19 protein-coding genes and 1 CRISPR repeat array are annotated in these 22,312 nt (G+C 68.5%); of the genes, 5 read left to right on the forward strand and 14 right to left on the reverse strand.

All coding sequences use genetic code 11. From position 1 onward, the window contains the following. Positions 1-236: 236 nt before the first annotated feature. The 8 genes from CHB84_RS18850 to CHB84_RS18885 all read right to left on the reverse strand — a co-directional run bounded on the left by CHB84_RS18850 (position 237) and on the right by CHB84_RS18885 (position 7,767). Complete coding sequence (locus CHB84_RS18850; RefSeq protein ID WP_089302990.1) at positions 237-1,034, reverse strand: SigB/SigF/SigG family RNA polymerase sigma factor; 798 nt, start codon at positions 1,032-1,034, stop codon at positions 237-239. After that, positions 1,031-1,468 carry an ATP-binding protein gene (locus CHB84_RS18855; RefSeq protein ID WP_245818839.1) on the reverse strand — a complete coding sequence of 146 codons (438 nt, stop codon included), beginning with the start codon at positions 1,466-1,468 and terminating at the stop codon, positions 1,031-1,033. Before CHB84_RS18855 ends, CHB84_RS18850 begins: the two co-directional genes overlap by 4 nt. Before the next feature lie 63 nt (positions 1,469-1,531). Beyond that, a complete protein-coding gene (locus CHB84_RS18860; protein ID WP_176440038.1) occupies positions 1,532-1,984 on the reverse strand; it encodes a DUF4383 domain-containing protein in 453 nt (150 codons plus the stop codon). 71 nt (positions 1,985-2,055) lie between these two features. Beyond that, positions 2,056-3,411 (reverse strand): NAD(P)/FAD-dependent oxidoreductase, encoded by a 1,356-nt coding sequence (locus CHB84_RS18865; protein ID WP_089302993.1) that lies wholly within the window; start codon positions 3,409-3,411, stop codon positions 2,056-2,058. Positions 3,412-3,436: 25 nt separating this feature from the next. Further along, positions 3,437-3,673, reverse strand: a complete 237-nt coding sequence (locus tag CHB84_RS18870; RefSeq protein WP_089302994.1) for a hypothetical protein — start codon at positions 3,671-3,673, stop codon at positions 3,437-3,439. 144 nt (positions 3,674-3,817) lie between these two features. Then, positions 3,818-5,518 (reverse strand): TIGR03767 family metallophosphoesterase, encoded by a 1,701-nt coding sequence (locus tag CHB84_RS18875; protein ID WP_089302995.1) that lies wholly within the window; start codon positions 5,516-5,518, stop codon positions 3,818-3,820. Positions 5,519-5,640: 122 nt separating this feature from the next. Then, positions 5,641-6,978: a choice-of-anchor B family protein gene (locus CHB84_RS18880; RefSeq protein ID WP_245818840.1), complete on the reverse strand. Its 1,338-nt coding sequence runs from the start codon at positions 6,976-6,978 to the stop codon at positions 5,641-5,643. Between the two features lie 195 nt (positions 6,979-7,173). Further along, positions 7,174-7,767 (reverse strand): TetR/AcrR family transcriptional regulator, encoded by a 594-nt coding sequence (locus tag CHB84_RS18885; RefSeq protein WP_089302997.1) that lies wholly within the window; start codon positions 7,765-7,767, stop codon positions 7,174-7,176. A gap of 135 nt (positions 7,768-7,902) precedes the next feature. Here CHB84_RS18885 and CHB84_RS18890 point away from each other — a divergent pair, with 135 nt between their 5' ends. Further along, complete coding sequence (locus CHB84_RS18890) at positions 7,903-8,850, forward strand: SDR family NAD(P)-dependent oxidoreductase (RefSeq protein WP_245818841.1); 948 nt, start codon at positions 7,903-7,905, stop codon at positions 8,848-8,850. Next, complete coding sequence (locus tag CHB84_RS18895) at positions 8,847-10,496, forward strand: AMP-binding protein (RefSeq protein ID WP_089302998.1); 1,650 nt, start codon at positions 8,847-8,849, stop codon at positions 10,494-10,496. The genes CHB84_RS18890 and CHB84_RS18895 overlap by 4 nt, the downstream gene beginning before the upstream one ends. A gap of 20 nt (positions 10,497-10,516) precedes the next feature. Here CHB84_RS18895 and CHB84_RS18900 read toward each other — a convergent pair whose 3' ends face one another. Then, positions 10,517-10,792: a PASTA domain-containing protein gene (locus tag CHB84_RS18900; protein WP_089302999.1), complete on the reverse strand. Its 276-nt coding sequence runs from the start codon at positions 10,790-10,792 to the stop codon at positions 10,517-10,519. A gap of 200 nt (positions 10,793-10,992) precedes the next feature. On the opposite strand from CHB84_RS18900, the gene CHB84_RS18905 reads away from it, so the two are divergent. The 3 genes from CHB84_RS18905 (at position 10,993) to CHB84_RS18915 (ending at position 13,981) form a co-directional block, all read left to right on the forward strand. Further along, the gene (locus CHB84_RS18905; protein WP_089303000.1) at positions 10,993-11,955 is read left to right on the forward strand and encodes a R2-like ligand-binding oxidase; all 963 of its coding nucleotides are present in this window, start codon (positions 10,993-10,995) and stop codon (positions 11,953-11,955) included. A 437-nt stretch (positions 11,956-12,392) separates the two neighbouring features. Beyond that, positions 12,393-12,686, forward strand: a complete 294-nt coding sequence (locus tag CHB84_RS18910; RefSeq protein ID WP_089303001.1) for a hypothetical protein — start codon at positions 12,393-12,395, stop codon at positions 12,684-12,686. A gap of 134 nt (positions 12,687-12,820) precedes the next feature. Continuing rightward, the gene (locus tag CHB84_RS18915) at positions 12,821-13,981 is read left to right on the forward strand and encodes a hypothetical protein (protein WP_089303002.1); all 1,161 of its coding nucleotides are present in this window, start codon (positions 12,821-12,823) and stop codon (positions 13,979-13,981) included. Between the two features lie 149 nt (positions 13,982-14,130). Further along, positions 14,131-18,307: direct repeats of the CRISPR family, unit length 28 nt; unit sequence GGATCATCCCCGCGTGCGCGGGGAGCAC. 74 nt (positions 18,308-18,381) lie between these two features. On the opposite strand, the gene cas2e is transcribed toward CHB84_RS18915, so the two are convergent. The 5 genes from cas2e to cas7e are packed head-to-tail and all read right to left on the reverse strand — an operon-like array spanning position 18,382 to position 22,291. Next, the gene (gene cas2e / locus CHB84_RS18920; RefSeq protein ID WP_089303003.1) at positions 18,382-18,783 is read right to left on the reverse strand and encodes a type I-E CRISPR-associated endoribonuclease Cas2e; all 402 of its coding nucleotides are present in this window, start codon (positions 18,781-18,783) and stop codon (positions 18,382-18,384) included. Further along, a complete protein-coding gene (gene cas1e / locus CHB84_RS18925) occupies positions 18,780-19,724 on the reverse strand; it encodes a type I-E CRISPR-associated endonuclease Cas1e (RefSeq protein WP_089303004.1) in 945 nt (314 codons plus the stop codon). The genes cas2e and cas1e overlap by 4 nt, the downstream gene beginning before the upstream one ends. After that, on the reverse strand, positions 19,721-20,413 hold the full coding sequence (gene cas6e, locus CHB84_RS18930) for a type I-E CRISPR-associated protein Cas6/Cse3/CasE (RefSeq protein ID WP_089303005.1): 693 nt from the start codon (positions 20,411-20,413) through the stop codon (positions 19,721-19,723). The genes cas1e and cas6e overlap by 4 nt, the downstream gene beginning before the upstream one ends. A gap of 1 nt (position 20,414) precedes the next feature. Beyond that, a complete protein-coding gene (cas5e, locus tag CHB84_RS18935) occupies positions 20,415-21,140 on the reverse strand; it encodes a type I-E CRISPR-associated protein Cas5/CasD (protein ID WP_089303006.1) in 726 nt (241 codons plus the stop codon). Next, a complete protein-coding gene (cas7e, locus tag CHB84_RS18940; protein ID WP_089303007.1) occupies positions 21,140-22,291 on the reverse strand; it encodes a type I-E CRISPR-associated protein Cas7/Cse4/CasC in 1,152 nt (383 codons plus the stop codon). The genes cas5e and cas7e overlap by 1 nt, the downstream gene beginning before the upstream one ends. Positions 22,292-22,312 lie beyond the last annotated feature (21 nt).

Here is a 22,312-nt window from a genome sequence, read left to right on the forward strand (position 1 = left end):
AGCGCTACCTCGCACGCCAGATCTACCGAAAGCTCGAAGCCCTCCACGCCCAGCCCGCCCCGGCTTGACAGACATAGAAGAGTCCACCGGCCCCATAGCGCAGCCGGAGGACAGCCACCGGCTTCACGACTCCCCGCCCGTGTCACCAACGTCCTGCCCTCATACAACGAACGGTCGCTCGGGGTGAGCCGAAGGACTCCTCGGGCACCGAATATGCACCGAAGAGGACCTTCGGCTCACCCCTCGTCTTCGGTGATGCCCTCGCGGAGCCGGGCGAGCGAGCGGCTCAGCAGCCGGGAGACGTGCATCTGCGACAGGCCGACACGCTCCGCGATCTGCGTCTGGGTGAGGTTCTCGAAGAAGCGCAGCGCGAGGATCCGGCGCTCCCGCTGCGGGAGCACGCTCAGCAGCGGCTGCAGCGACTCGTGGTTCTCGACCCCCTCGATGCCTGCGTCCTCCTCACCCACGGTCTCGGCCAGCCGCATCCCCTCGTCGTCGCCGGTAACGCTCTCCTCCAGCGAGGCTGGGTGGTAAGCGTGCCCCACCTGGAGTCCCTGGTAGACGTCGTCGCGGCTGACCCCGAGGTACTCGGCGATCTCGGCAGGGGTCGGCGCCCTGCCGAGCCGCTGGGAGAGCGTGCCGCTCGCCGCGCTGACCTCCTGGTGCAGCTCCTTCAGCCTGCGCGGCACGCGCATCGTCCAGCTCGAGTCGCGGAAGTGCCTGCGCACCTCCCCCATCACCGTCGGAACGGCGTAGGACAGGAAGTCCGTGCCCCTGCCGGGGTCGAACCGGTCGATCGCGTTGATCAGCCCCAGCGTGGCGACCTGGACGAGGTCGTCCTTCGCCGCGCCCCGTCCGGAGAAGCGCCGCGCGATGTTCTCCGCGACCGGGAGGAATCCGGTGACCAGCTGCTCGCGGAGGTCGGCGCGGCGCGGGTCGCCGGCGTCCAGCTCCGCCAGCTCGTCGAGCAGCGGCAGCAGGTGCTCGTACTCGTGCGAATGCTGCCGGTGCGGGGTGGCGGCGGACTCGGTCACCCCGCCACCACCGGCCTCCGCTTGGACAGCCCGATACTCACGAGGTGCTGGCCGCTCCCTACACCGTCGGGCTCGCTCCACGTCACGGCGGAGTCGGTCAGCGTGTTCAGCACCTGCCAGCCGAACGAGGACGTGTTCGCGGCCTCGGTGTGATCACTGCGTACCGATGCCGTCACGGCGATCTCGTCGGAGCCGATGGTGAAGCGGCACCCGAGGATCGACTCGGCCGCGGCCAGCGCGATCAGCGTCGCGCACGCCTCGTCGACGGCGAGCTCGAGGTCGGAGATCGCGTCCAGGTCGAAGTCGGCGCGCATCGCGATGTTCGCCGCTACCGAGCGCACGATCGGCAGGTGCACGACGTCCGCTCCGAGCCTGAGCTCGATGTCGTCCCGCGAGTCGATCTCCACGTGCTGACGCTGTTCACTCACTGTCACGACTCACCAAGTTCCGTCTCGTGTCGTGGTCACATCGCGGGCAGGAGCGCCGGTGCACGGCACTCACAGATCCTCCATGGGAGTGTAGGAGGCTCGTACACGACGTAGGCCCCGCCTCCCGCCTACGCCTTCCAGGAACCCGAACACGGCGGTGAGCGCGTACACCACCACGTTGGCCGTTCCGATGTTGAGCATGTCGCCCTCGTTCCCGGTGATCACCGAGGCCGCCCCGTAGGCGGTCAGGCCGGTGAACAGGATGAACAGCACCCACCCGAACAGCTGTGCGCCGACGGGACGCACCAGCGACGCCACGCCGAACACGATGACCCCGACGTAGAGGAAGTTCAGCCCCGCGCTGGCGGTGAAGATCCAGAACGACGCATCGGGGTTCCACCCACCCAGCCTCCCGTCTGAGGCGAACAACCCGCCGATGAGCAGGGCCAGGTAGACGAGGCACATGCACGCCATGACGATCTGCCGGCCGGTGTGCCATTGATGCCTGGAACCTTCCGCCATCGTCACCACCCACATCCGTTGCCGGTGGAATGTTGATACGAGGCTACCCACGACGAACAGCCGCAAACCTCCTAATCCCGCCTGTTCCGGACCGGCTCGTCGTCCTCGGCCGTCCGGGTACCCTGCGCCTCTGTCGCCATGGCGAACTCGCGGCGCGGGTGATGCAGCTCGCCGAGCGCGACGACCTGCCTGCGGAACGGCAAGGACAGCAACCAGTCGGCCGCGATCCGTGCCTTGCGGTGCCACGTCGGCATGGCCGCCAGGTGGTACGCGCGGTGCGCGAGCCAGGCGGGCTTGCCCCTGAGCCGGACCCGGTAGATCTCGGCGACTCCCTGGTAGAGGCCGAGACTGGCCACCGAACCCGCGTAGGCGTGCCGGTACTTGCGCGGCTTGCCGCCGTGCAGCAGCGCCAGCACGTTCGTGGCGATGCGCTTGGCCTGCCGGGTCGCGTGCTGCGCGGACGGCCCGCAGACGGCGTCGCTGTCCTTGCTCGTCAGGTCCGGAACCCGCGCGGCGTCGCCCGCGGCGAACACCGACCGCAGCCCCTCGACCTGCAGCGTAGGCGTGCACCGCACCCGGCCCCGATCGTCCAGCGGGAGGTCGGTGTTGCGCAGCACGGGATGCGGCGTGACGCCCGCCGTCCACACCACCGTGTCGGTGTCGAACTCCGTCCCGTCGGACAGCTCGACGTGCCCGTCGTGAACAGACGACAGCGTGGTGTTCAGGTAGGCCTCGAAGCCGCGTTCGCGCAGCACGTTCAGGGTGTACTGCCCGAGGTTCGCACTGACCTCCGGCATGATCCGGTCGGCGGCCTCCACGAGGATCCAGCGCATGTCCTCCGCAGCCACGGTGTCGTAGTAGCTCGCGGCAGCCCGGGTCATGTCCTCCAGCTCGGCCATCGCCTCCACGCCCGCGTAGCCGCCGCCCACGAACAGGAAGGTCAGCAGGCGCCTGCGGAGATCCTCGTCGAGGGTGCTCGCCGCCGCGTCGAGCCGGGAGAGCACGTGGTTGCGCAGGTAGATCGCCTCGCCGAGGTTCTTGAACCCGATGGCGTGCTCGGCCAGCCCCGGGATCGGCAGGGTCTTGGACACCGATCCCGGGGCGAGCACGAGCAGGTCGTAGCCGACCTGCCGCACGTTCCCGTCAGCCACCCGAACCGTGACGGTGTTCGCGGCCGAGCTCACCCCGGTGACCTCGCCTGCGAGCACGTCACAGTTCGGCAGGATCTCGCGCAGGGGAACGACGACGTGGCGGGGCTCGACCGAGCCCGCGGCCGCCTCCGCCAGGAACGGCTGGTAGGTCATGTAGGACCGCGGCTCGATGATCGTGATCGTCGCCCTGTCCACGGACAGCTGCTTGCGCAGCGCCCGCGCCGTGGTCATGCCCGCATGGCCGCCACCGACGACGACGATGTGTGTCGGATGCACTCCACGCACGCCGAGAACCCCCGGATCAGCTCGATTCGTTCAACAGGCGGCTGGCCATGAGCTGCTTGCCCTGTTCGGCAGCCTTCTCGTTGTTGTGCTGGATCTTGCGGAACCACTTGGCGAGCTCGGCGTCACCGTCGCGCTCGGCGTCGTTGGCGTAGGTCTCCATCTGCCAGGCGTAGTGCAGCGACGCCTGCACGACAGCCAGCAGGTTGTAGTTCTTGTCCGCAGTTCTCGCTCCCTCTGGGGCGGCAGCAGTCATCCGGGTGCCTCCTTGTCCGTTGTCCTTCACGGCAGGCGGGTTGCCTGCCCATCACGGGGCTACCCACGTACACGCCGCCTAACCACATCACCCGCGCGTTCGTTCGCCGGAGCGGCACCACCCGCCGCGCAGGAGGCGTGCCCGTCACCCCCGGAAGGGGTGCGGGACCAACAGCTCGGTGTTGCGGTCGCGCTCGGTACCGGTACCGACACCGAAGCCCTTCTGCGGGTCGTTGGCGGTGAGCTCACGCGCGAACGAAACCACCTCGTCGTCGGCGTGATCCACTATCGTCGTGAACACCGACAAGGTGCCGTCGGCGTTGTCGACCACCTCGACCAGGCGGGCCTGCGAGGGCCAGTCGATGTGCGCGGCGGTGCCGATGTCCCAGAACGGGCCTTCGCGCGGCGTGATGATGTTGTCGTGCGTGTGGCCGTTGACCCACCCGATGACACTGCGGTGCGCAGAGACCACGGCGAGCACGTCGTCGGCGTTGTGCCGCGGGAGGTCGTTCCCGTCGACCCCTGCGAACGGGTCCGGCGTCTGCACCGGGTTGTCCAGCGAGCGCGGCCCGTGGTGGCTGAACAGCAGGACCGGGATCCGCTCCTCGTCGGCCTCGGCCAGGCGCGCCTCCAGCCAGTCCAGCTGCCGCCTGCCGACCGACCCGGAGGCAAAGCCACCCGGGTTGACCGTGTCGAGCACGACCCACCGCACCTGGCCGACGTCGCGCACGTAGTAGGAGACGTTGCGCTCGATGTTCTCCGAGGTGAACCCGTGCCCGCGTGGCTCGCCGGGCGAGTCCAGGTGCGCCCGCATCCAGTCCCGCCTGCTCGCGTACTGCCGCCCGGAGTCGGCGGCGACCGTCAGCGCGGGCGCTCCCGGTACGGTGAGCTGCCCGAGCGCGGCCGCCGGGTCGGTGAAGCTGTGGCAGGTCGCGTGCAGCGGGGTCCCGACCACTTTCAGCTCACCCTCGGCCAGCACGCGATACGGCGGCAGCACCGGGGAGTTGCCCTGCGCGAGCCCGTCGTGGTTGCCATAGCAGCTGAACCAGGGGGTGCCCGCGCCTGTCGCGTCGAAGGGTAGGAGGGCTTCCTCCAGCCAGCCCGGCGCGTCCGGGTAGCCGAACAGCGCCTTGTACTGGTCGGGATCCGCGGTCACGTCCGGGTCCGGGTGCCAGTAGGCGCGATCCCCGGAGCGTTGCACGCCTTCGTAGGCATCACCCGCCCCGGACTGCGGGGAGACCTTGCGCCCGGTCAGTTCGCTGCCGTCCATCAGGTCGAGGAATGTCTGCAGCTCGTTGCCCTGCTGGTTGTCGGTGTTGTCGCCGGTGCAGATCGCCGCCTGCAGCGGTGCGCCCGTCACCGGGGAGGCTTCGATCGCCCGGATCCTGCGCAGCATCGCGTCGGCGATCCGCGCGCACGCGACCTCCTGCGGGCGGTGGGCCGAGGAGAAGACAGCCACGCTCCCGCACTCCCCGTCCGCGTAGCGGTCGAGGAACTCCACCCTCGTGGTCGACTGGGCGTCGATCACGTGCTGGTCGGTCAGGTGCACGAACGACAGCAGGCTGTCCCGCCTGCCGTGCCTGCCCGGTTGCGGCTCGGCGAGGTCGTCGCGCACCACGTGCGGCTCGCCGTCCCCGGCGGCGACCTCGCGATAGCTACCGATCCGCCCCTCGCGGAGCACCCTGCCAGGGCCGAGGGTGCGTGCCAGGGTGGTCAGCTCGGCCGCGGCCCGCGCGGCGCGTGGGGCCTGGTGTGATGCCCGCGCGGAGGCAGCGGTGGGGACTCCGGCGAGGGCCGCCGTCGCGGCCATCAGCCCGAGGAACTCGCGGCGTCGGGCGCGTGTCATGGCTGGGGATCCTAGCAGCTCGAACGTGCGGGGAAGGACGGAAACGAAGGAGGATGCGGAGGCGGGCGGGGCGGCCCGGGCTCACGTGCCCGAACCGCCCCACCGCCGATCTGATCAGCGGGTCAGTTCGCGCTCCTGCTCACGCGCGGCTGCAGGACGAACAATCCCCTGTCCATTGTGCTCACCGCGACGATCCCCTTCTGGCGGAAGTGGGAGTAGTTGCTCCACGTACCGCCCTCGAAGGTGGCGTTGTCGTTCTCCGGGTAGACGTCGAAGAACGCGACCTCGGACAGCTCACCCGAGGCGACCTCGCTCGTGTCGTACACGCGCAGACCGGAGGTGTAGTTGGACGCGTACGCGACCGAGCCCTCGGTGTAGATGTTGTGGTCGATCGAGGTCGTCTCGTTGTCGAACGTCCCGTTCACGTCGGGCGCTGTCAGGTCCCTGACGTCCCAGATCCGGGTACGGGTGTTCACCCCGTGGTCGACCTCGTCCAGCTCGTCGCCGTGCAGGAAGTACCGCTGGTCGGCTGTCAGCGACCCCTGGTGGCTGTAGCCGTCCTCGGCGTAGTCCTCGCGGGCCAGGGCGACAGGGGCATCCTTTTCAGTGACATCCACGATGGACAGACGGTTCTCGATGCCGTCGCCGACGCGGTGCGCGTTGGAGTTGAAGCAGATCTCGTTGCCCCGGTACTTCGCGTCCGGGCCTTCGTAGATCACGCACTGGGTGTCGTGGATGTAGCCGTGCCCGGCGAAGCACCCGGCGAAGCTCGGACTGGCCGGGGCCGTGATGTCGACCATGTGCAACCCACCCTCGCAGGTGTCCGAGCCGACCACGTAGGCGAACCCGGTGTCCTCGTTGACCGCGACGTTGTGCGCGCGGTCGATCCCGTCGTAATGCGCGTCCTCGTCGAACGTCGCCGGCTCACCCGTGGTATCGCGCAGGCGGGTGAGGTCGAAGACCTGCATGCCGTGCGGGATCTGCTCGGAGACGATGAAGGCGTGATCGTCGTGCACCTTGATGTCCCGCCAGAACGGCCGGTTCTCGTCCAGCACGTGCGCGGGCAGGGTGCCGACGTGCCGGGGCCGCTTGGGGTCGCTGATGTCGACGAAGGCCGTGCCTTCGGTGCCACCGACGAGGGCGTAGTCCTTCTTCGTCGCCGGGTCCGTCCAGCCCCACATGTCGTTGGCAAAGCTGAGCCCGAGATCGTCCAGCGTCAGATGGCTGAGCATGTCCACGCCGTCACAGGGGTAGGTGTCCGCGGCCATGCCTCGGATGCAGGGTGCGAACCCGCGCGGGGCGTTGCTGTCCTCCTCCGCGTCGGCGGCTGCGACAGCCTCGAACTCCTTCTGCTGCATCTCCATCGGTGGCGGCTGTACCTCGTGAAACCCCCCGTCGTGCGCGGCCGAGGGGGCAGCACCCAACACCGCGACGAGGAGGATCCCTGCTCCCGCGGTCATCCATCTGGCTCTCATCGTTGACCTCCCGGGTTCTCCGGTGCATACGCATCGCCTGACTCACCCAATAGACTTCACACGCACTTAACAAGGGACCATCTGGCCTAATCGTGCGGTAACACCCGAAATACGCGATGCGGGCGACTCGGGTCCGGCGCCAGCCGCCGCGACCTCGCCGGGAGGCGGGGACGCCCGCGCTCACCGGGAGATCAAGGTCAGCAGCGAGCGCAGCAGCTGGAGGAGGTACTCGACCGAGACGTTCGGATCGATCAACCGGCGGACCGCCAGGCCGATGGCGACGTTGACCGCCGAGTCCGCGAGCGCGCGCACCGGAACGAGCCCACCCGGCGCCCCCTCCGGAAGCTGGTCCTCGATCGCCGCGGCGATGTGATCCACAGCGGAGCGCTGGCGCTCGGCCTCCGCGGCCACGAGGGCGTCCTCCGTGCGGGCGTCCAGGGCGAACTCGAGCTCCAGCCGCGGCCAGCCCGACGCCATCGCCCGCTCCGCCCACTGCCGGAACGCGTCGAGCTTGCCCTCGACGTCCGACTGGCCACGGAAGATGCCGTCCAGCTCAGCCACCTGCTCGCGCTGGATGTCGCGCAGCACGTGCAACGCGAGCTCGGCCTTGCTGCCGAAGTTCGAGTAGACCACCCCGGTGGAGAAGCCGGCCTCGTCGGCGACCTTCGCGATGGAGGTGGCGAGGTAACCCTCCGCCAGGAACCGTTCGCGTGCCGCGTCCAGCAGCACCTGCCGATTGCGGTTCTGACTCTCGGCGCGGGTCAGGCGGGGCATGCCGGCGATATTAACATTGACATTATCCAGATATCACTGATATCCCAATGGTGGTCGGTTGCGACGCGGCGGGTCGGGCACAGCGCGCCTGCTCGGCGCGCCGACCCGCACGCGGCGAAGCCGAAGGAGGAGTCGATGGGCACTCTCGAGAACGTGCTCGACCACCCGGTCATGGTTCGGCTCGCACGCTCGCGTGCGGCGACGCGGCTGGTCAACCCGTACTCACCCGTCCCGGACAGCAGGTTGCGCGCGGCGGTGTCCGGCAGGACCGTACTGGTCACCGGCGCCTCCTACGGGCTCGGCGCGGCGACCGCACGGCGCCTCGGCGCGGCCGGCGCGACGGTGCTGCTCGTCGCGCGCACGGCGGAGGCACTCGCCGGGACCGCGGAGTCGGTCACCGCTGCCGGCGGTACCGCGCACAGCTACCCGTGCGACCTGTCCGACCCCGAGGCGGTGAAGGACCTGGCGAGCCGGATCGAGGAACGGCACGGTGCGGTGGACGTGCTTGTCAACAATGCCGGCAAGTCGATCCGCCGGTCGATCGAGGATTCCTACGACCGTTTTCACGACTACGAGCGCACGATCGGCGTGAACTACCTGGGCCCGGTCCGGCTCATGCTGGCGCTGCTTCCCGGGATGCGCGCCCGCGGGCGGGGGCACCTGGTCAACATCTCTACCATCGGGGCCATCATCCCGCCGGGTCCGCGCTGGTCGGCCTACCAGGCGTCCAAGTCCGCGTTCGACGTCTTCTTCCGGAGCGCCGCGACCGAGGCAGCCTGCGACGGGATCACCGCCACCTCGGTGTACATGGCCCTGATCAGGACCAGGATGAGCGCGCCGACGGCCGTCTTCGACAACGTGCCGGGCCTGGCGCCCGACGAGGCCGCGGAGCTGGTGTGCCGGGCCGTCGTGGACCGGCCGCGCAGGGTCAGCCCGTGGTGGGCCGATGTCGCCGAGCTCGGGTTCACCGCGGCACGGTGGCCGTGGGAGGTCGTCGCCGGCCGGTTGTTCGCTGCCGGCCGGAACCGGCCCGCCGCCTCCACCGGCCGGCCCACGAAGCGAGCTGAGGAGGTGCGGCGATGAACGCGGTACGGGAGAGCGCGTCCGCGATCGGGCAGGCCGCGGTCGCCCTCGCAGGCTCCGGCCTGGCCACCGATGCCCGGCCATGGCACCTGCCCCGGTTGGCCCGTGCCTGGTGGGAGGCGGGGGCATCGCCCGCGACGCTGGTCGCGGTCGCCGCGATCCACCGGCCGCACTCCACGGCTCTCGTGGACGACCTCGGGACGCTGACGTACGCCGAGCTCGACGACGCGGGCGCCCGGTTGGCAGGGGGCATCGCCGCGCGGCACGGGGCGGACCGGGTCACCAGCATCGCCGTGATGTGTCGCAACCACCGAGGGTTCGTGCTCGCCAGCGTCGCGGCGGGCAGGCTCGGGGCGGATCTGGTCTACCTCAACACCGAGTTCTCCGGGCCGCAGCTGGCGCAGGTCATCGAGCGCATGCGGCCCACGCTCGCAGTGGCCGACGAGGAGTTCCTCCCCCAGCTCGCCGGGCAGGACGTGCCGGTGCTGGTGGCCTGGCACGACAGGATCGCGGATCACCCGGATGCCGCCCGGCGCGGCGGATCGCCGGAAGATCGGACTACTGTGGATGAACTCGTCGCGAACCACTCACGCCACGAACCCGGATCGCGGATCCGCGGCGGCAGCATCACGCTGCTGACGTCCGGGACGACCGGCCCCCCGAAAGGCGCGCCACGACGCCCCGGCCCGCTGGCCACGCTCGGTCCCGTGGCGACGTTGCTGCGCCACACCGGGCTGAAGGCGGGAGACCCTGTACTGGTCGCACCCCCGCTGTTCCACGGCTTCGGGTTGGCGATCTGGGCACTGGCGACGTTCCTACGCTCCCCTGTCGTGCTCCGGCGCCGGTTCGACCCGGAGACCGTGCTCGCCGACATCGACACGCACCGCGTCGCGTGCGTCGCGGCCGTGCCGGTCATGCTCCGGCGCGTTCTCGCGCTCGGGCCCGAGGTACTGGCGCGTTACGACCGGAGCAACCTGCGCACGGTGCTGTCCGGCGCGGCACCCCTGCCGCCCGCGCTGGCGCAGCGGGTACTCGACGAGTTCGGTGACGTGCTGTTCAACGGCTACGGATCCAGCGAGGTCGGGATCGCGAGCATCGCGACGCCGGATGACCTGCGCGCCGCCCCGGGAACCGTCGGCAGGCCGTGTGCCGGTACGCCGGTGCGCGTGCTGGACCAGGCGCGGAACCCGCTGCCACGTGGGAGCTCGGGCACCATCTACGTGGGAGGCCCGCTGGTGTTCACCGGCTACACCGGAGGAGGGAGCAAGGACACCGCCGGTGGGTTGATGAGCACCGGCGACGTCGGGCACTTCGACACCGAAGGCAGGTTGCATGTAGAGGGTCGCGCGGACGACATGATCGTCTCCGGCGGGGAGAACGTCTACCCCCAGGAGGTGGAGGACGTTCTGACCCGGCATCCCGCGATAACCGACGCCACGGTGGTCGGAGTGGACGACGAGGAGTTCGGGCAGCGGCTGGTGGCCTACGTCGTCGCGCGCGAGCCACGCCCCGAGCCCGAGGAGCTTTCCGAGCACGTCAAGGGAAACCTCGCACGTTTCAAGGTGCCGCGTGCCTTCGTGTTCGTCGACGAGCTGCCGCGCAACGCCGCGGGCAAGATCGTCCGCTCCCGCCTGCCCGCGGAGTGAGCCCGCGCGACAGGGCCGGGTTACGCGGGTTCGAGCGTCTTGCCCGGGTCCTTCTCGGGTGGCCCCGGATCGTTGGCATACCCGCCACGGGCCGCCCAGAGGAACACCGCCGCGCCGCACTCCGCGCCCGCGTTGGCGATCGGGGCCTGCGCCATGACGATCCCGCTGTCCGGCTCAGCGGTGTAGTCCGGCCCGTAGGGCACCAGCCCGGCCGCGCGCACGATCGCGCAGGCCTCGCGGGCGTCGAAGCCGACGACGTCCGGGACTTCGGTGATCTCGGGCAGCTGCCCACTCATGAACTCGACACTAAGCCACCGCGCCCCGTGACGCAGGCCCTCCGGCACGATTCAGCGCCCCGGGAGAGGCGAACGGCGACCCGTTCACGTTCACAGCTATTGACGCCGCTAGTTGAACAATCCAATATTTTGACAAATATCGAAAATATGTCAAACCCACTGCCGCTTCCCGGTGGTGCCGCGGGCAAGGAGGCCTCGACATGACGGACGCGATGCATCGCACCGGCTTCGGTTCGCTACGCCAGGGAGGGCTGAACTGGGACTCGTTCCCGCTCCGCTTGTTCGTCAAGGGCAACAAGAAGTTCTGGGACCCGATGGAACTGGACTTCAGCGCCGACGCCGCGGACTGGCAGAGCCTGTCCGAGGAGCAGCGGTTCGCGGCCGCGATGCTGTGCGCGCAGTTCGTCGCCGGGGAGGAGGCCGTCACCGAGGACATCCAGCCGTTCATGTCCGCGATGGCAGCCGAGGGACGGCTGGCCGACGAGATGTACCTGTCCCAGTTCTGCTTCGAGGAGGCCAAGCACCTGCAGGTGTTCCGGCTGTGGATGGACGCCGTCGGGCTGACCGAGGACCTGCATTCCTACGTCGCCGACAACCCCGGCTACCGGACGCTGTTCTACGAGGTACTTCCCGAGTCGCTGCGCACGTTGCGGGACGACCCCAGCCCCCGCAACCAGGTTCGCGCCTCGGTGGTCTACAACCATCTGATCGAGGGGACGTTGGCGCTGACGGGCTACTTCTCCTGGAACACGGTCTGCACCAAGCTGGGTGTACTGCCGGGCATGCGGCAGTTGATCAAACGCATCGGTGACGACGAGCGCCGCCACATGGCGTGGGGGACATTCACGTGCCGCCGCCTGGTCGCAGCCGACGACAGCAACTGGAAGCTCGTCGAGGACACCATGGCCGAGCTGACGCCGCACGCGCTGACACAGATCCAGTGGGCGCTGGACCAGATGAACCCCGACGCCGTGCACATCGACCCGGAAGAACTGGTCAACTACGCCACCGACCGGGCGGGCAGGCGTCTCGGCGCGATCTCCTCGGCCCGCGGCAGGCCGGTGTCCGAGATCGACGTCGACTACTCCCCCGAGTACCTGGAGGACCAGTTCGGCTCCGAGGACGAGGCCGCGCTGGCCAGGGCGGCCTCCGGCGAGTCGTGAACCACGCAGGGCCGACTCGTGCTAACCCGATCGTGTTAGATACCCTCAGTAACGCTACGTGGCCCAAATGCGACATACCTAGTGCTACCCCTGGTGAGAAGTAACACGACTGAGAACGGTACGTCCCGACCTGGAGGCTGCGAGCGAGTATGGACGTGTGCCACTCCGGCGAACCCGCCACTGTCGGTGCTCCTCGGTATCCATAAGGACGAGCTGACAGGTGACGCGGCGTCGTTCCAGGTAAGCGCGGGCATACCCGCTACGCGGACCTGCCGGGTCGCGCAGGCACATCGCCTCGACCTCGCGGACGGGCCGCACCCGCCGTGTCCGGGCGAGCACGCTCCGGCGCTGCGGGTCACAAGATGGTCACGACGTAGGGAAGACCGTAACGAGAACAAGATCACCTCGACGGACAGAGTGGAGGAGAGGTGTCGGTTATGGCCACATATCCGGACGCAGGGGGCGCCGGCAGAATGAACCCGTTTCAGGCCGCACTCGGTATCGCAGCGATCGTGGGGATGGTCGTCGGACTGCTTGTCGTGTACATCAGCGAGCCCGGCCCGTACGGCACGTTCGGCCCGGGACAGCTGGCCGGCATCGCCCTTGTCAGCTCCGGCCTCGCTGTCGCAGCGGTATCCGCGCTGCTCTGCGTGCCGCACCTGCTGACCCAGGACACCCGCGAGCGGCCGAAGAAGTCGCAACAGAACGTCACCGACGGGTCCGAGCGGTAGGCAGCCGCACGCGACAGCTCCGCTCCGGTGACCGCGCCGGGCCACCGGATCAGGCGCGCGGCGGGCCCCGGCTACGCTCAAGGTAGGTTGTCCTCGACCGCCAAGAGGCACGAACCGGAGCCAGCCGCGAGCGTATGAACTCCACGACCCGCGACCGCTCGCGCGCCGTACTCACCAGCGCGTACACCCACGCCGTCGCCGTCTACCTCCTCGTACGCGTGGCCGGGCTCGCACTGCTCACCGCGCTGGCCGCGACGAACGACACCGGAGTGCTCAACGCGCTCACCTCATGGGACGGCGGTTGGTACCTCGCGCTGGCCGAACGCGGGTACGACAACATCACCGATGCCGACGGGTTCGTCGACGCGCGCGGGGAATTCGCCGAGGGGTACACCGCGTACGCGTTCTTCCCGCTCTATCCGATGCTCATCGCGGCGGTCAGCGCGATGCCCGGGATCGGTGTCGTACCCGCCGCTCTCGGGCTGAACGTCGTCCTGGGGGCGGTCGCGGTCTGCGGCGTGCTGCGACTGACGCGGCTGAGCGGGCACGACGACCGCACCGGCCTGGTACTGGTCGCGCTGTGGGCGGGAGCGCCCATGGCCGTGACCCTGTCGATGGCCTACACGGAGGCACTGTTCAGCGCGCTCGCGGTGTGGGCGCTGGTGTTCGCACTGCAGCGCGAATGGATCCCTGCCGGGCTGTGTTGCCTGGGCGCGGGGCTGACCCGCTCCACGGCGACGGTGCTGATCGGGGTGATCGTGCTCGCCGCACTGGTGTCGATATGGCGACGCCACAGGATCGGGCACGCGATCACCGGCGTGCTGATCGCGCCGCTCGGCCTGCTCGCCTACTGGATGTACACGGCAGGCAAGACCAGCAGCTTCGCCACCTGGTTCGAGGTGCAGGAGGGTTGGGGCTCGCACGTCGACTACGGGGTGAGCACGCTCGCGTGGGTCACGAACACGATGACCGGGGACCCGCCGGCGATGGATCTCGGCGGCGTGCTTATCGTCCTCGGTGCGGTCGTGCTCGCCGTGCTGACCGCGCTGAACCGCATGGCCTGGCCCCTGGTTCTCTACGGCATCGGAACCGTGCTGCTGGTCATCGCGGTCTCCGGTATCGAGTTCAGCAAACCACGGTTCCTCCTCCCTGCCGCGTTCGTCCTGCTGATGCCGGTCGCCATCGGGCTCGCCAAGCGGCACACCGCCACCCTCGTCACCGGCACGGCCGGAATCGTCGCCCTCGGTTCCTGGTACAGCGCGTACTCCCTCATCGGCTGGCCCTACGCGGTGTAGCGGCGGGCGCGGCAGTCCGTGCGGAGCGGGTGCGTGGGGAGCCGAAGGTGACATCAGGCTCCTTCTATGGAACCAAGGTCACCTTCGGCTCCCCACGCTATGAAGTCGGCAAGGACCAGGAGCAACGCTGGCATGTGGGCGTGATCGCGGGATCATCCCCGCGTGCGCGGGGAGCACCACGTCACCTTCCTCAACGGTGTCACCTCCAGCGGATCATCCCCGCGTGCGCGGGGAGCACGTCGGCCGGGTCGGGCCACGCATGCGCAGCTCGGGATCATCCCCGCGTGCGCGGGGAGCACGGCTCGGTGCCGCCTGGCTGGTCGGTTTCCGGGGGATCATCCCCGCGTGCGCGGGGAGCACGAGGTCGTGTTCCTGTGGTCTCCGGACGGGACAGGATCATCCCCGCGTGCGCGGGGAGCACTGTGGATACGCCGGCGTCTCAGTTCGACCAGGAGGATCATCCCCGCGTGCGCGGGGAGCACCCGGAGAAGTCCTCCGCAACGACCCCATCTGGGGGATCATCCCCGCGTGCGCGGGGAGCACGGTGGGTCGCCCGAGTAGTGGCCTGACCTGGCCGGATCATCCCCGCGTGCGCGGGGAGCACTTCTGTGCTGTGTAGAGCGCGATGTGGTCGATAGGATCATCCCCGCGTGCGCGGGGAGCACCTGCCAGCGCAGGTGCCTCAGCACGCCCGCGGGGGATCATCCCCGCGTGCGCGGGGAGCACTGGTGAATGGACTTGCGCGCCGTCGACCAGGAGGGATCATCCCCGCGTGCGCGGGGAGCACGGGCACACAGTGATCCCACTCGGGGGCATGCGGGGATCATCCCCGCGTGCGCGGGGAGCACGGCGACGCCTCCCGGCGTGACCACCACGCAAGGGGATCATCCCCGCGTGCGCGGGGAGCACCGGAACCGTGGGAAGAGACCATCGCCCTGGACAGGATCATCCCCGCGTGCGCGGGGAGCACTTCCCCAAACAGCTCAGGGTCGCTAGGCGACTGGGATCATCCCCGCGTGCGCGGGGAGCACAGTGTGCCGGACGGTTTGTCGGGCTCGCGGGACGGATCATCCCCGCGTGCGCGGGGAGCACATGGTTAGCCAGCCATCCTCGTCCACCATGCCCGGATCATCCCCGCGTGCGCGGGGAGCACGTCGACTACCACCCCATTACCGTCCCCAGTGCCGGATCATCCCCGCGTGCGCGGGGAGCACCCCAGGCCGGCGGTACGGCGTTGAGCAAGGTGTGGATCATCCCCGCGTGCGCGGGGAGCACGCCGCGGCAATGTAATCGTCGTCGTGTGCGGTCGGATCATCCCCGCGTGCGCGGGGAGCACAGTGCTGTGTATCGATGCGCTCCGTACTCCAGGGGATCATCCCCGCGTGCGCGGGGAGCACGCGTCGATCTTTCGTGAACTGTCCTTTGATGCCGGATCATCCCCGCGTGCGCGGGGAGCACGCATCCAGCGCAGCCACAACATCCGCCAGCTGCGGATCATCCCCGCGTGCGCGGGGAGCACATGTACCCGTGTCCGTAGCATGATCAACATTCCCGGATCATCCCCGCGTGCGCGGGGAGCACCCCCTGTTCGCCCTGTCCTGCATGTTCCGAGAGGGATCATCCCCGCGTGCGCGGGGAGCACCCGCCGTGGGGTGCCCCCGATCTCGGTGAGAGCGGATCATCCCCGCGTGCGCGGGGAGCACACCTCCGAGCGGTCGACCGGGGTGACGTGACCGGGATCATCCCCGCGTGCGCGGGGAGCACAAGCAAGCCAGCGTAGGCGAGATGCTCGGCCACGGATCATCCCCGCGTGCGCGGGGAGCACTTGATCAACAGCGCGCCCACAGGGGCTACACCGGGATCATCCCCGCGTGCGCGGGGAGCACTCTGATGAGGACCGGGACGCCACCCATACTGCCGGATCATCCCCGCGTGCGCGGGGAGCACGCCGGGGACTCCGAAGCCCGACCCGTCGCAGGGGGATCATCCCCGCGTGCGCGGGGAGCACGGGTGCGCAGCACGCCGCCGCCAGCGCTGCCGAGGATCATCCCCGCGTGCGCGGGGAGCACGTCCGCCACGGAACTCACCGGGACGGGAACCGAGGATCATCCCCGCGTGCGCGGGGAGCACCACCGGGATCCAGACGCAGGCCTTGGGTTCGGAGGATCATCCCCGCGTGCGCGGGGAGCACTCTGCTCGAGCGCGCGCCGAACCTGCTGCTTCGGGATCATCCCCGCGTGCGCGGGGAGCACTCAGTCGGCGGCGGGCCGCTCGTTCGGGACACCGGATCATCCCCGCGTGCGCGGGGAGCACGAGTACGACCACTCCTGCATCTCCCCCAGCGACGGATCATCCCCGCGTGCGCGGGGAGCACTCGGGCACGTGTAGAGATGGATCCGTATCACGGGGATCATCCCCGCGTGCGCGGGGAGCACCGCGTCCGCGTATGCGTCGCCGATATCTAGCCAGGATCATCCCCGCGTGCGCGGGGAGCACGTGAACGTGACCATAGGTGGCCGCGTCTGCCCGGGATCATCCCCGCGTGCGCGGGGAGCACTGAGCTACACCCCAATAGAAAACCCGGCACCGCGGATCATCCCCGCGTGCGCGGGGAGCACCGATCCGGGATATCGAGTCCGACCTGAATACCCGGATCATCCCCGCGTGCGCGGGGAGCACGAAATACGACTCGGCGGCTTCGCTGGCGGACATGGATCATCCCCGCGTGCGCGGGGAGCACACCGCTGCCGCCCTCGTCCACGTCGGGTGGGGTGGATCATCCCCGCGTGCGCGGGGAGCACCGGAGACCGGGGAAGTGCTCCAATGAGCACCCAGGATCATCCCCGCGTGCGCGGGGAGCACCCGGGACCGCTCGGTGAAGCCTACCTCGTGCCGGGATCATCCCCGCGTGCGCGGGGAGCACCGTTCCCGTTCCCGTTCCCGTTCCCTCCAGTGGGGATCATCCCCGCGTGCGCGGGGAGCACCTGCCACTCGACGGGCATCGGCAACGAGTCGGCGGATCATCCCCGCGTGCGCGGGGAGCACGGGTTCGACCCGGAGCAGGCGCGGCAGTTCGTGGGATCATCCCCGCGTGCGCGGGGAGCACCTCAACGGTGGGCTGCTCCACAGGTTGGCCTTGGGATCATCCCCGCGTGCGCGGGGAGCACGTCCTTAATCTGTCCTACAGCGTGTGTTAACTCGGATCATCCCCGCGTGCGCGGGGAGCACTCTATCTCTTTTCTGGTTAGGGGATGACGATTGGGATCATCCCCGCGTGCGCGGGGAGCACGGCACATCGTTGACCACGGCCACAATGAGCGTGGGATCATCCCCGCGTGCGCGGGGAGCACAACTCGCTATGGCTGCGAAACTCTTCCCCGCAGGGATCATCCCCGCGTGCGCGGGGAGCACGCGGCCGCGTTCGGTGTGCAGGGCGTGAAAGGCGGATCATCCCCGCGTGCGCGGGGAGCACGATGCGGGCCATCTCCTGGATGGTTTCGCCAGCGGATCATCCCCGCGTGCGCGGGGAGCACTTTGTCGGGCTCGCGGCTTCTCAGTTCGCGGTAGGATCATCCCCGCGTGCGCGGGGAGCACTCTGCACGAGTACCTCCCCGACCCGGATGACGGGGATCATCCCCGCGTGCGCGGGGAGCACGGTACTGCCCGTGGTGCCGCCGCCAAGTCCGAGGGATCATCCCCGCGTGCGCGGGGAGCACCCCTCCGGCACGGTCGTCTTTCCTGTGCGGACCGGATCATCCCCGCGTGCGCGGGGAGCACCCCTCCGGCACGGTCGTCTTTCCTGTGCGGACCGGATCATCCCCGCGTGCGCGGGGAGCACGCCACCGTTGTTGATCCACCCGCTCGACGTCCAGGATCATCCCCGCGTGCGCGGGGAGCACTGGCGGTCTTGGATCTTGAACCGGCAGTACACGGGATCATCCCCGCGTGCGCGGGGAGCACCCAGCACGTCGCGTACTCGCTGATGCGCAGCCCGGATCATCCCCGCGTGCGCGGGGAGCACCCCCCTGCCGTGGGCAAGCGTGCCGGGGGCGAGGGATCATCCCCGCGTGCGCGGGGAGCACGCCTCCACCGGAAAGCTCGACCAGAAACCCGCCGGATCATCCCCGCGTGCGCGGGGAGCACGTCCTGGCAGTTGTGGTTCTGTATACACCGGTAGGATCATCCCCGCGTGCGCGGGGAGCACCGTCTCTCACCCGCGCGTTCGCACCGCTCACCGGGATCATCCCCGCGTGCGCGGGGAGCACGTCGGTACCAGCGGTCTTGAATGTGGCCCATGGGGATCATCCCCGCGTGCGCGGGGAGCACACTTCTTGACCTGGACATCTTCTAGCTACATCGCCAAAATCCATTCACTTTTGATTCGTCACGTCCGGTCGGTACTACTTCTTGCGGAACTTCTTCCGGGCTTCGCGTCGCTTCCATACGGTTTCGCTCCCAGGAGTCGTCGGTGACGTACCCCGCCGCTGTCCCACCTGCTTTGGACCGGCGACGTCCGGTACGTAGTCGGGTACAGTTTTGCGACGCATGAGCGTGATACCGTCGTAGTCGACAGGTTCCCAGTCGTGCCCGTGTACGTGGAACGCAAGCTGCTGCTCACCATTGACAGCGTGCACCATGAGAGCACGCCCATCGGCCACATACTCCACGATGCGTTGCCACATCAGCTCACGGACACGACTCGATACGTAGCCGACGAATACGCCCGGGCTCAATTCTAGTAGCCACCTGGTGAGGTGACCGCGTAAACCGGGCGGCACGGCAGTAAGGATCACGACTGTCATGGCGACTCCCCGTAGGAGACGCCCGCGCTGACGGTGCCGGCCTGCTCATCCCAGAGGGCGACGTTGTCGAGATAGGTATCCTCATCGGCATCTTCGCCTTCGATTCCGAGGATCAGCCGCCGGATGTCCCGAGAGCAGCGTTGTAGCAGACGTCCGCCGTGTAACGCGTCGCGAACCTGCCTCCGCACGTCACCCGCGACGTCCTCTGACTCGCTGGCCGCCACGTCGAAGGCCACCGGAATCGTCATCTCGGCTTTGTACAGATCAGCGATATCGTAAACGAACGAGCGGCTATGTCCTGTGTGGATGAATCCGAGGGCCGGCGAGCACCCCAGCGCGATTATCACGGAATGCACCACCCCGTACAGCGACGAGTTCGCCGCCGACAGCGCTTGGTTGACCGGGTCTCCGGCCTCCCAATCGTCGACGTCGTAGCTGCGCCGCGACCACTCGACTCCCGTGCGTTGGGCGTGCTCTCGGTAGACCTGCCGTACCCGAGCACCTTCCCGGCCACGCAGTTGCTGCATCGTCAACTCGTCTACGGGCTCGTCGGGGAAACGCATCGCATACATGTCGCGCGCCACGCGCAACCGTGACCTGCGGTTGCTCACCGCCTCAGCTTGCGCCTCGAGTAACCGGGACGTGCGCGCTAGGCCCGCACCATGTGCGTAGTAACGCACGCCCTGCTCACCCACCCACACCACCGTCGATCCGCTGTCGGACATCAACGTGATCGCCTGGTGCGTGATCGTGGTCCCCGGGCCGAGTAGCAACGCCCCCACCGACGCGGCTGGCACGTGTACGGTACCTCGCTCGTCGGTGGCGGTGATGGCGTTGCTATCGCGATTGACGACACAGCGTTCCAGGTACACGAACGACACGCGATCGATAACCCGCGCCAGCTCGGTCGGTTCACTCGGACGACGACCGACGGTGTTCATGGCCGCCCCTGAGCAGCAGGCTTGGCCAACGTGAGCAGCCCGCAACCGTACGCTTTGGCCCTGCCCACGCCGAACGTGAGAGTGGTTCGTAGTGCCTCGGGGTCGGTGACCTCCAACTGCCCCTGGAAGGTCGCCGTTGACACGGTCACGCGGTGCCCGTTCCGCTGGAACCGATGCGTTTCCCGGTCAACCACCGCGAGGTCCGGGGGGCCGTCCTCGCCTTCCGGAGCCCTGTGCTCGGTGTCCGTAATCCGGAAACCCAGCCGGTCGGTGCGGTCAAGCAGCCACTGTTGTTGCTGCGCAACCGTGACATGTGCCAGAGGTTTGGTCTCACGCCATCCGTCACGCCGCGCGGAACGCACCGGGTTGGCAGTGAGACGGAACTGCCACCGCTGCCCGTTCCGCAACGAGTCGAGCAGCCCGTCCAACGCCCGCACGTCCCACGCTTCAGTTGTCGGCCATCCCGCCTGCTCAGCAACATGACTGAAGTCGGGCTTGTCGGGACTCGCCACATACAGCACGATGCGATGCTGATTGTAGGTGTCCAGCCGCCACAACACTCTGCCTTCCTCAGTGGGGCGGGCATCTGCGAATCCCGCGAGTACAGCAGCGTGCATAGCCTGTGGCGAGGACAGCAGTTTGCGAGCTCCCCGCCGCCTGGGATTCAGCGGCATCTTCGTCAGGAACACGTCAACCTCCCAAACTGGCCATCGGGTCGTGCTCGCCTGTCGGGTCGTGCACACCGTGCGGGTTGGGAATCTCCACTACGTCGCGGGAGATAGAGCGCCAGGCGTGCTTGCGCCGGTTCGGGTCGAAGCTGACCGGTTCGTCCCGCAGCGTCTCCGCACCAGTGCCTTCCGCGGCCGCGTCCCGCACCGTCTCCAGCCGCACGGTGCGGTTCCTATGACGGCTTTGGGTACGGGTCGACGCCAGCCACGGTAGTTCGCTGAGCGCCGCATCCAGGTCTAGATCGAAAACACCCAGAGCGACTGGCCCGGCCGGCGGGCAGGAGCGGCGGCCCAGATACAACGGAAACGCCGGGCTTCGTACCGCACTGTCGATCCCCTCAACCAGTGTCCGATCGCCTTCCAGCACTGCCAGGAAGACCGCGTCGCTGATGTAGTAGCGATGCGACAGGGGCAATCGTTTCCACGTGACCGTGCCATCGCGGGCCTTCTCGGGCCGTTGCGCGGTCTGGAAATCACGCAACAAGCGACCGGGTTGGTCCATCCGCACGCCGAATCGCAGGCTCAACAACTCCTCCAGAGGGTCGACCCTCCGAACGCCGCGGGCGGCAGCTACCAGCCCAACGACACCGCTCTTGGTAGGCGCTGTCTCAGTTCCGCGCCTGACGAACCGGCTGCCCGAGCCCCACGCCTGCAGGGGTCCGGCCAGCCGCAGTGCTACCACTGCCATCACTCGCTCCCAAGGCGTTCGGCGACCAGCACACCCAACTCGGCGACCAGGTTGTCGAGTGGAACGTTGGTTCCCAGGTCATCCAGGCTCGCGGTGTCCGTGCCCACTCGCGTCACCCACCCGGCCACCGGCCGCTCACCGTAGGCGCGCGCGATCTCACTCGTCTCGTCGCGCAGCGCCTCCGCGGCGCGCTTGATCCGACCTGATGTCGCCGACTCTCGCACCGGCGACTCGAACGCGCCGACAAGGTTGATGGGCTGGCTGTCACGTACGTGCACCACGACTGCTTCGGGAAGGGTGCGGTTAGCGAACGTGTTCTGCTTGCCGCTGGGCATGGAGCGCACGAAGCAGTCGGTGAACGCTTCCACGGCTCGGCGTGTGGCGACGGCATCGCCCAGGTTGTCGACAAGGCGATTCACGTCGACCGTGGCGTAGCGATACAGGGTGGAGGAGTTGAACTCGACCGTGCCGATCATGCCGGCCCCTGTTTCTTCCTCCGGGTTCGTGTCGTCGACGGCGGTGAAGTAGTCGAACTCAGTCTCCACCGGATGCACGCTGATCGCGTGCGCGACCTGTGCTGCCGCGTCGACGTTGATGTCCGCCTGGTCGGCGACCATGCGGCCGAACAGCGCAACATCGACCGAATGGTCCCGGTCGGCGAGGTCCTTGACCTTGGCCTCTTTCAACGCCTTTTTCACGTCCTCGGACTGTGCCGCTGACACGGCGGCGTCAGCCAGGTTGTCGATCTGGCGACGGCTGAAGAACACGAGGTAGCCGGATTCCTCCGCCGTGTCCTTGGCATCGTCGTCGGTGTCCTTCTTCGAGTTCTTGGTGGGAGCGCTTACCTTGATGCCGACTTGCCTGATGGCTTCGGCGGCGAGCTCGGTGGATCGCTGTTTCAGTTCCGAGTCACGTTCGGCGATCGCGTCTGCCAGCAGCTGGACGACGCGTTTGGTTCGCACCCCCAATTCGCCGGCGTCGAGACGATCCCCGAAGGACACCCGTGTCGCCCGCTTCCATGCCTGACTGGACACGCGTGCCCGGCGGTACCCGCCGTACACGGCCGTCTTCGGGCTACCGGTGTCATCCCGGTTGAGGTTGCTGGGCGGCACGGTCTGCAGAACATGAATATCGATAAAGGTCCGGTTCATTGTGGTCCTCCTTGAATGGTC

The sequence above is a fragment of the Haloechinothrix alba genome (genome assembly GCF_900188115.1).
Classification (GTDB): domain Bacteria; phylum Actinomycetota; class Actinomycetes; order Mycobacteriales; family Pseudonocardiaceae; genus Haloechinothrix; species Haloechinothrix alba.

Bases quoted from the DNA above. Each gene is read 5' to 3' on its own strand.
- CHB84_RS18905 (WP_089303000.1), top strand. From the start codon at position 10,993: ATGACGGACGCGATGCATCGCACCGGCTTCGGTTCGCTACGCCAGGGA.
- cas5e (WP_089303006.1), bottom strand. From the start codon at position 21,140: ATGGCAGTGGTAGCACTGCGGCTGGCCGGACCCCTGCAGGCGTGGGGC.
- CHB84_RS18900 (WP_089302999.1), bottom strand. From the start codon at position 10,792: ATGAGTGGGCAGCTGCCCGAGATCACCGAAGTCCCGGACGTCGTCGGC.
- CHB84_RS18890 (WP_245818841.1), top strand. From the start codon at position 7,903: ATGGGCACTCTCGAGAACGTGCTCGACCACCCGGTCATGGTTCGGCTC.
- CHB84_RS18860 (WP_176440038.1), bottom strand. From the start codon at position 1,984: ATGGCGGAAGGTTCCAGGCATCAATGGCACACCGGCCGGCAGATCGTC.
- cas7e (WP_089303007.1), bottom strand. From the start codon at position 22,291: ATGAACCGGACCTTTATCGATATTCATGTTCTGCAGACCGTGCCGCCC.
- CHB84_RS18870 (WP_089302994.1), bottom strand. From the start codon at position 3,673: ATGACTGCTGCCGCCCCAGAGGGAGCGAGAACTGCGGACAAGAACTAC.
- CHB84_RS18880 (WP_245818840.1), bottom strand. From the start codon at position 6,978: ATGACCGCGGGAGCAGGGATCCTCCTCGTCGCGGTGTTGGGTGCTGCC.
- CHB84_RS18895 (WP_089302998.1), top strand. From the start codon at position 8,847: ATGAACGCGGTACGGGAGAGCGCGTCCGCGATCGGGCAGGCCGCGGTC.
- CHB84_RS18875 (WP_089302995.1), bottom strand. From the start codon at position 5,518: ATGACACGCGCCCGACGCCGCGAGTTCCTCGGGCTGATGGCCGCGACG.
- cas1e (WP_089303004.1), bottom strand. From the start codon at position 19,724: ATGAACACCGTCGGTCGTCGTCCGAGTGAACCGACCGAGCTGGCGCGG.
- cas2e (WP_089303003.1), bottom strand. From the start codon at position 18,783: ATGACAGTCGTGATCCTTACTGCCGTGCCGCCCGGTTTACGCGGTCAC.
- CHB84_RS18910 (WP_089303001.1), top strand. From the start codon at position 12,393: ATGGCCACATATCCGGACGCAGGGGGCGCCGGCAGAATGAACCCGTTT.
- CHB84_RS18885 (WP_089302997.1), bottom strand. From the start codon at position 7,767: ATGCCCCGCCTGACCCGCGCCGAGAGTCAGAACCGCAATCGGCAGGTG.
- CHB84_RS18915 (WP_089303002.1), top strand. From the start codon at position 12,821: ATGAACTCCACGACCCGCGACCGCTCGCGCGCCGTACTCACCAGCGCG.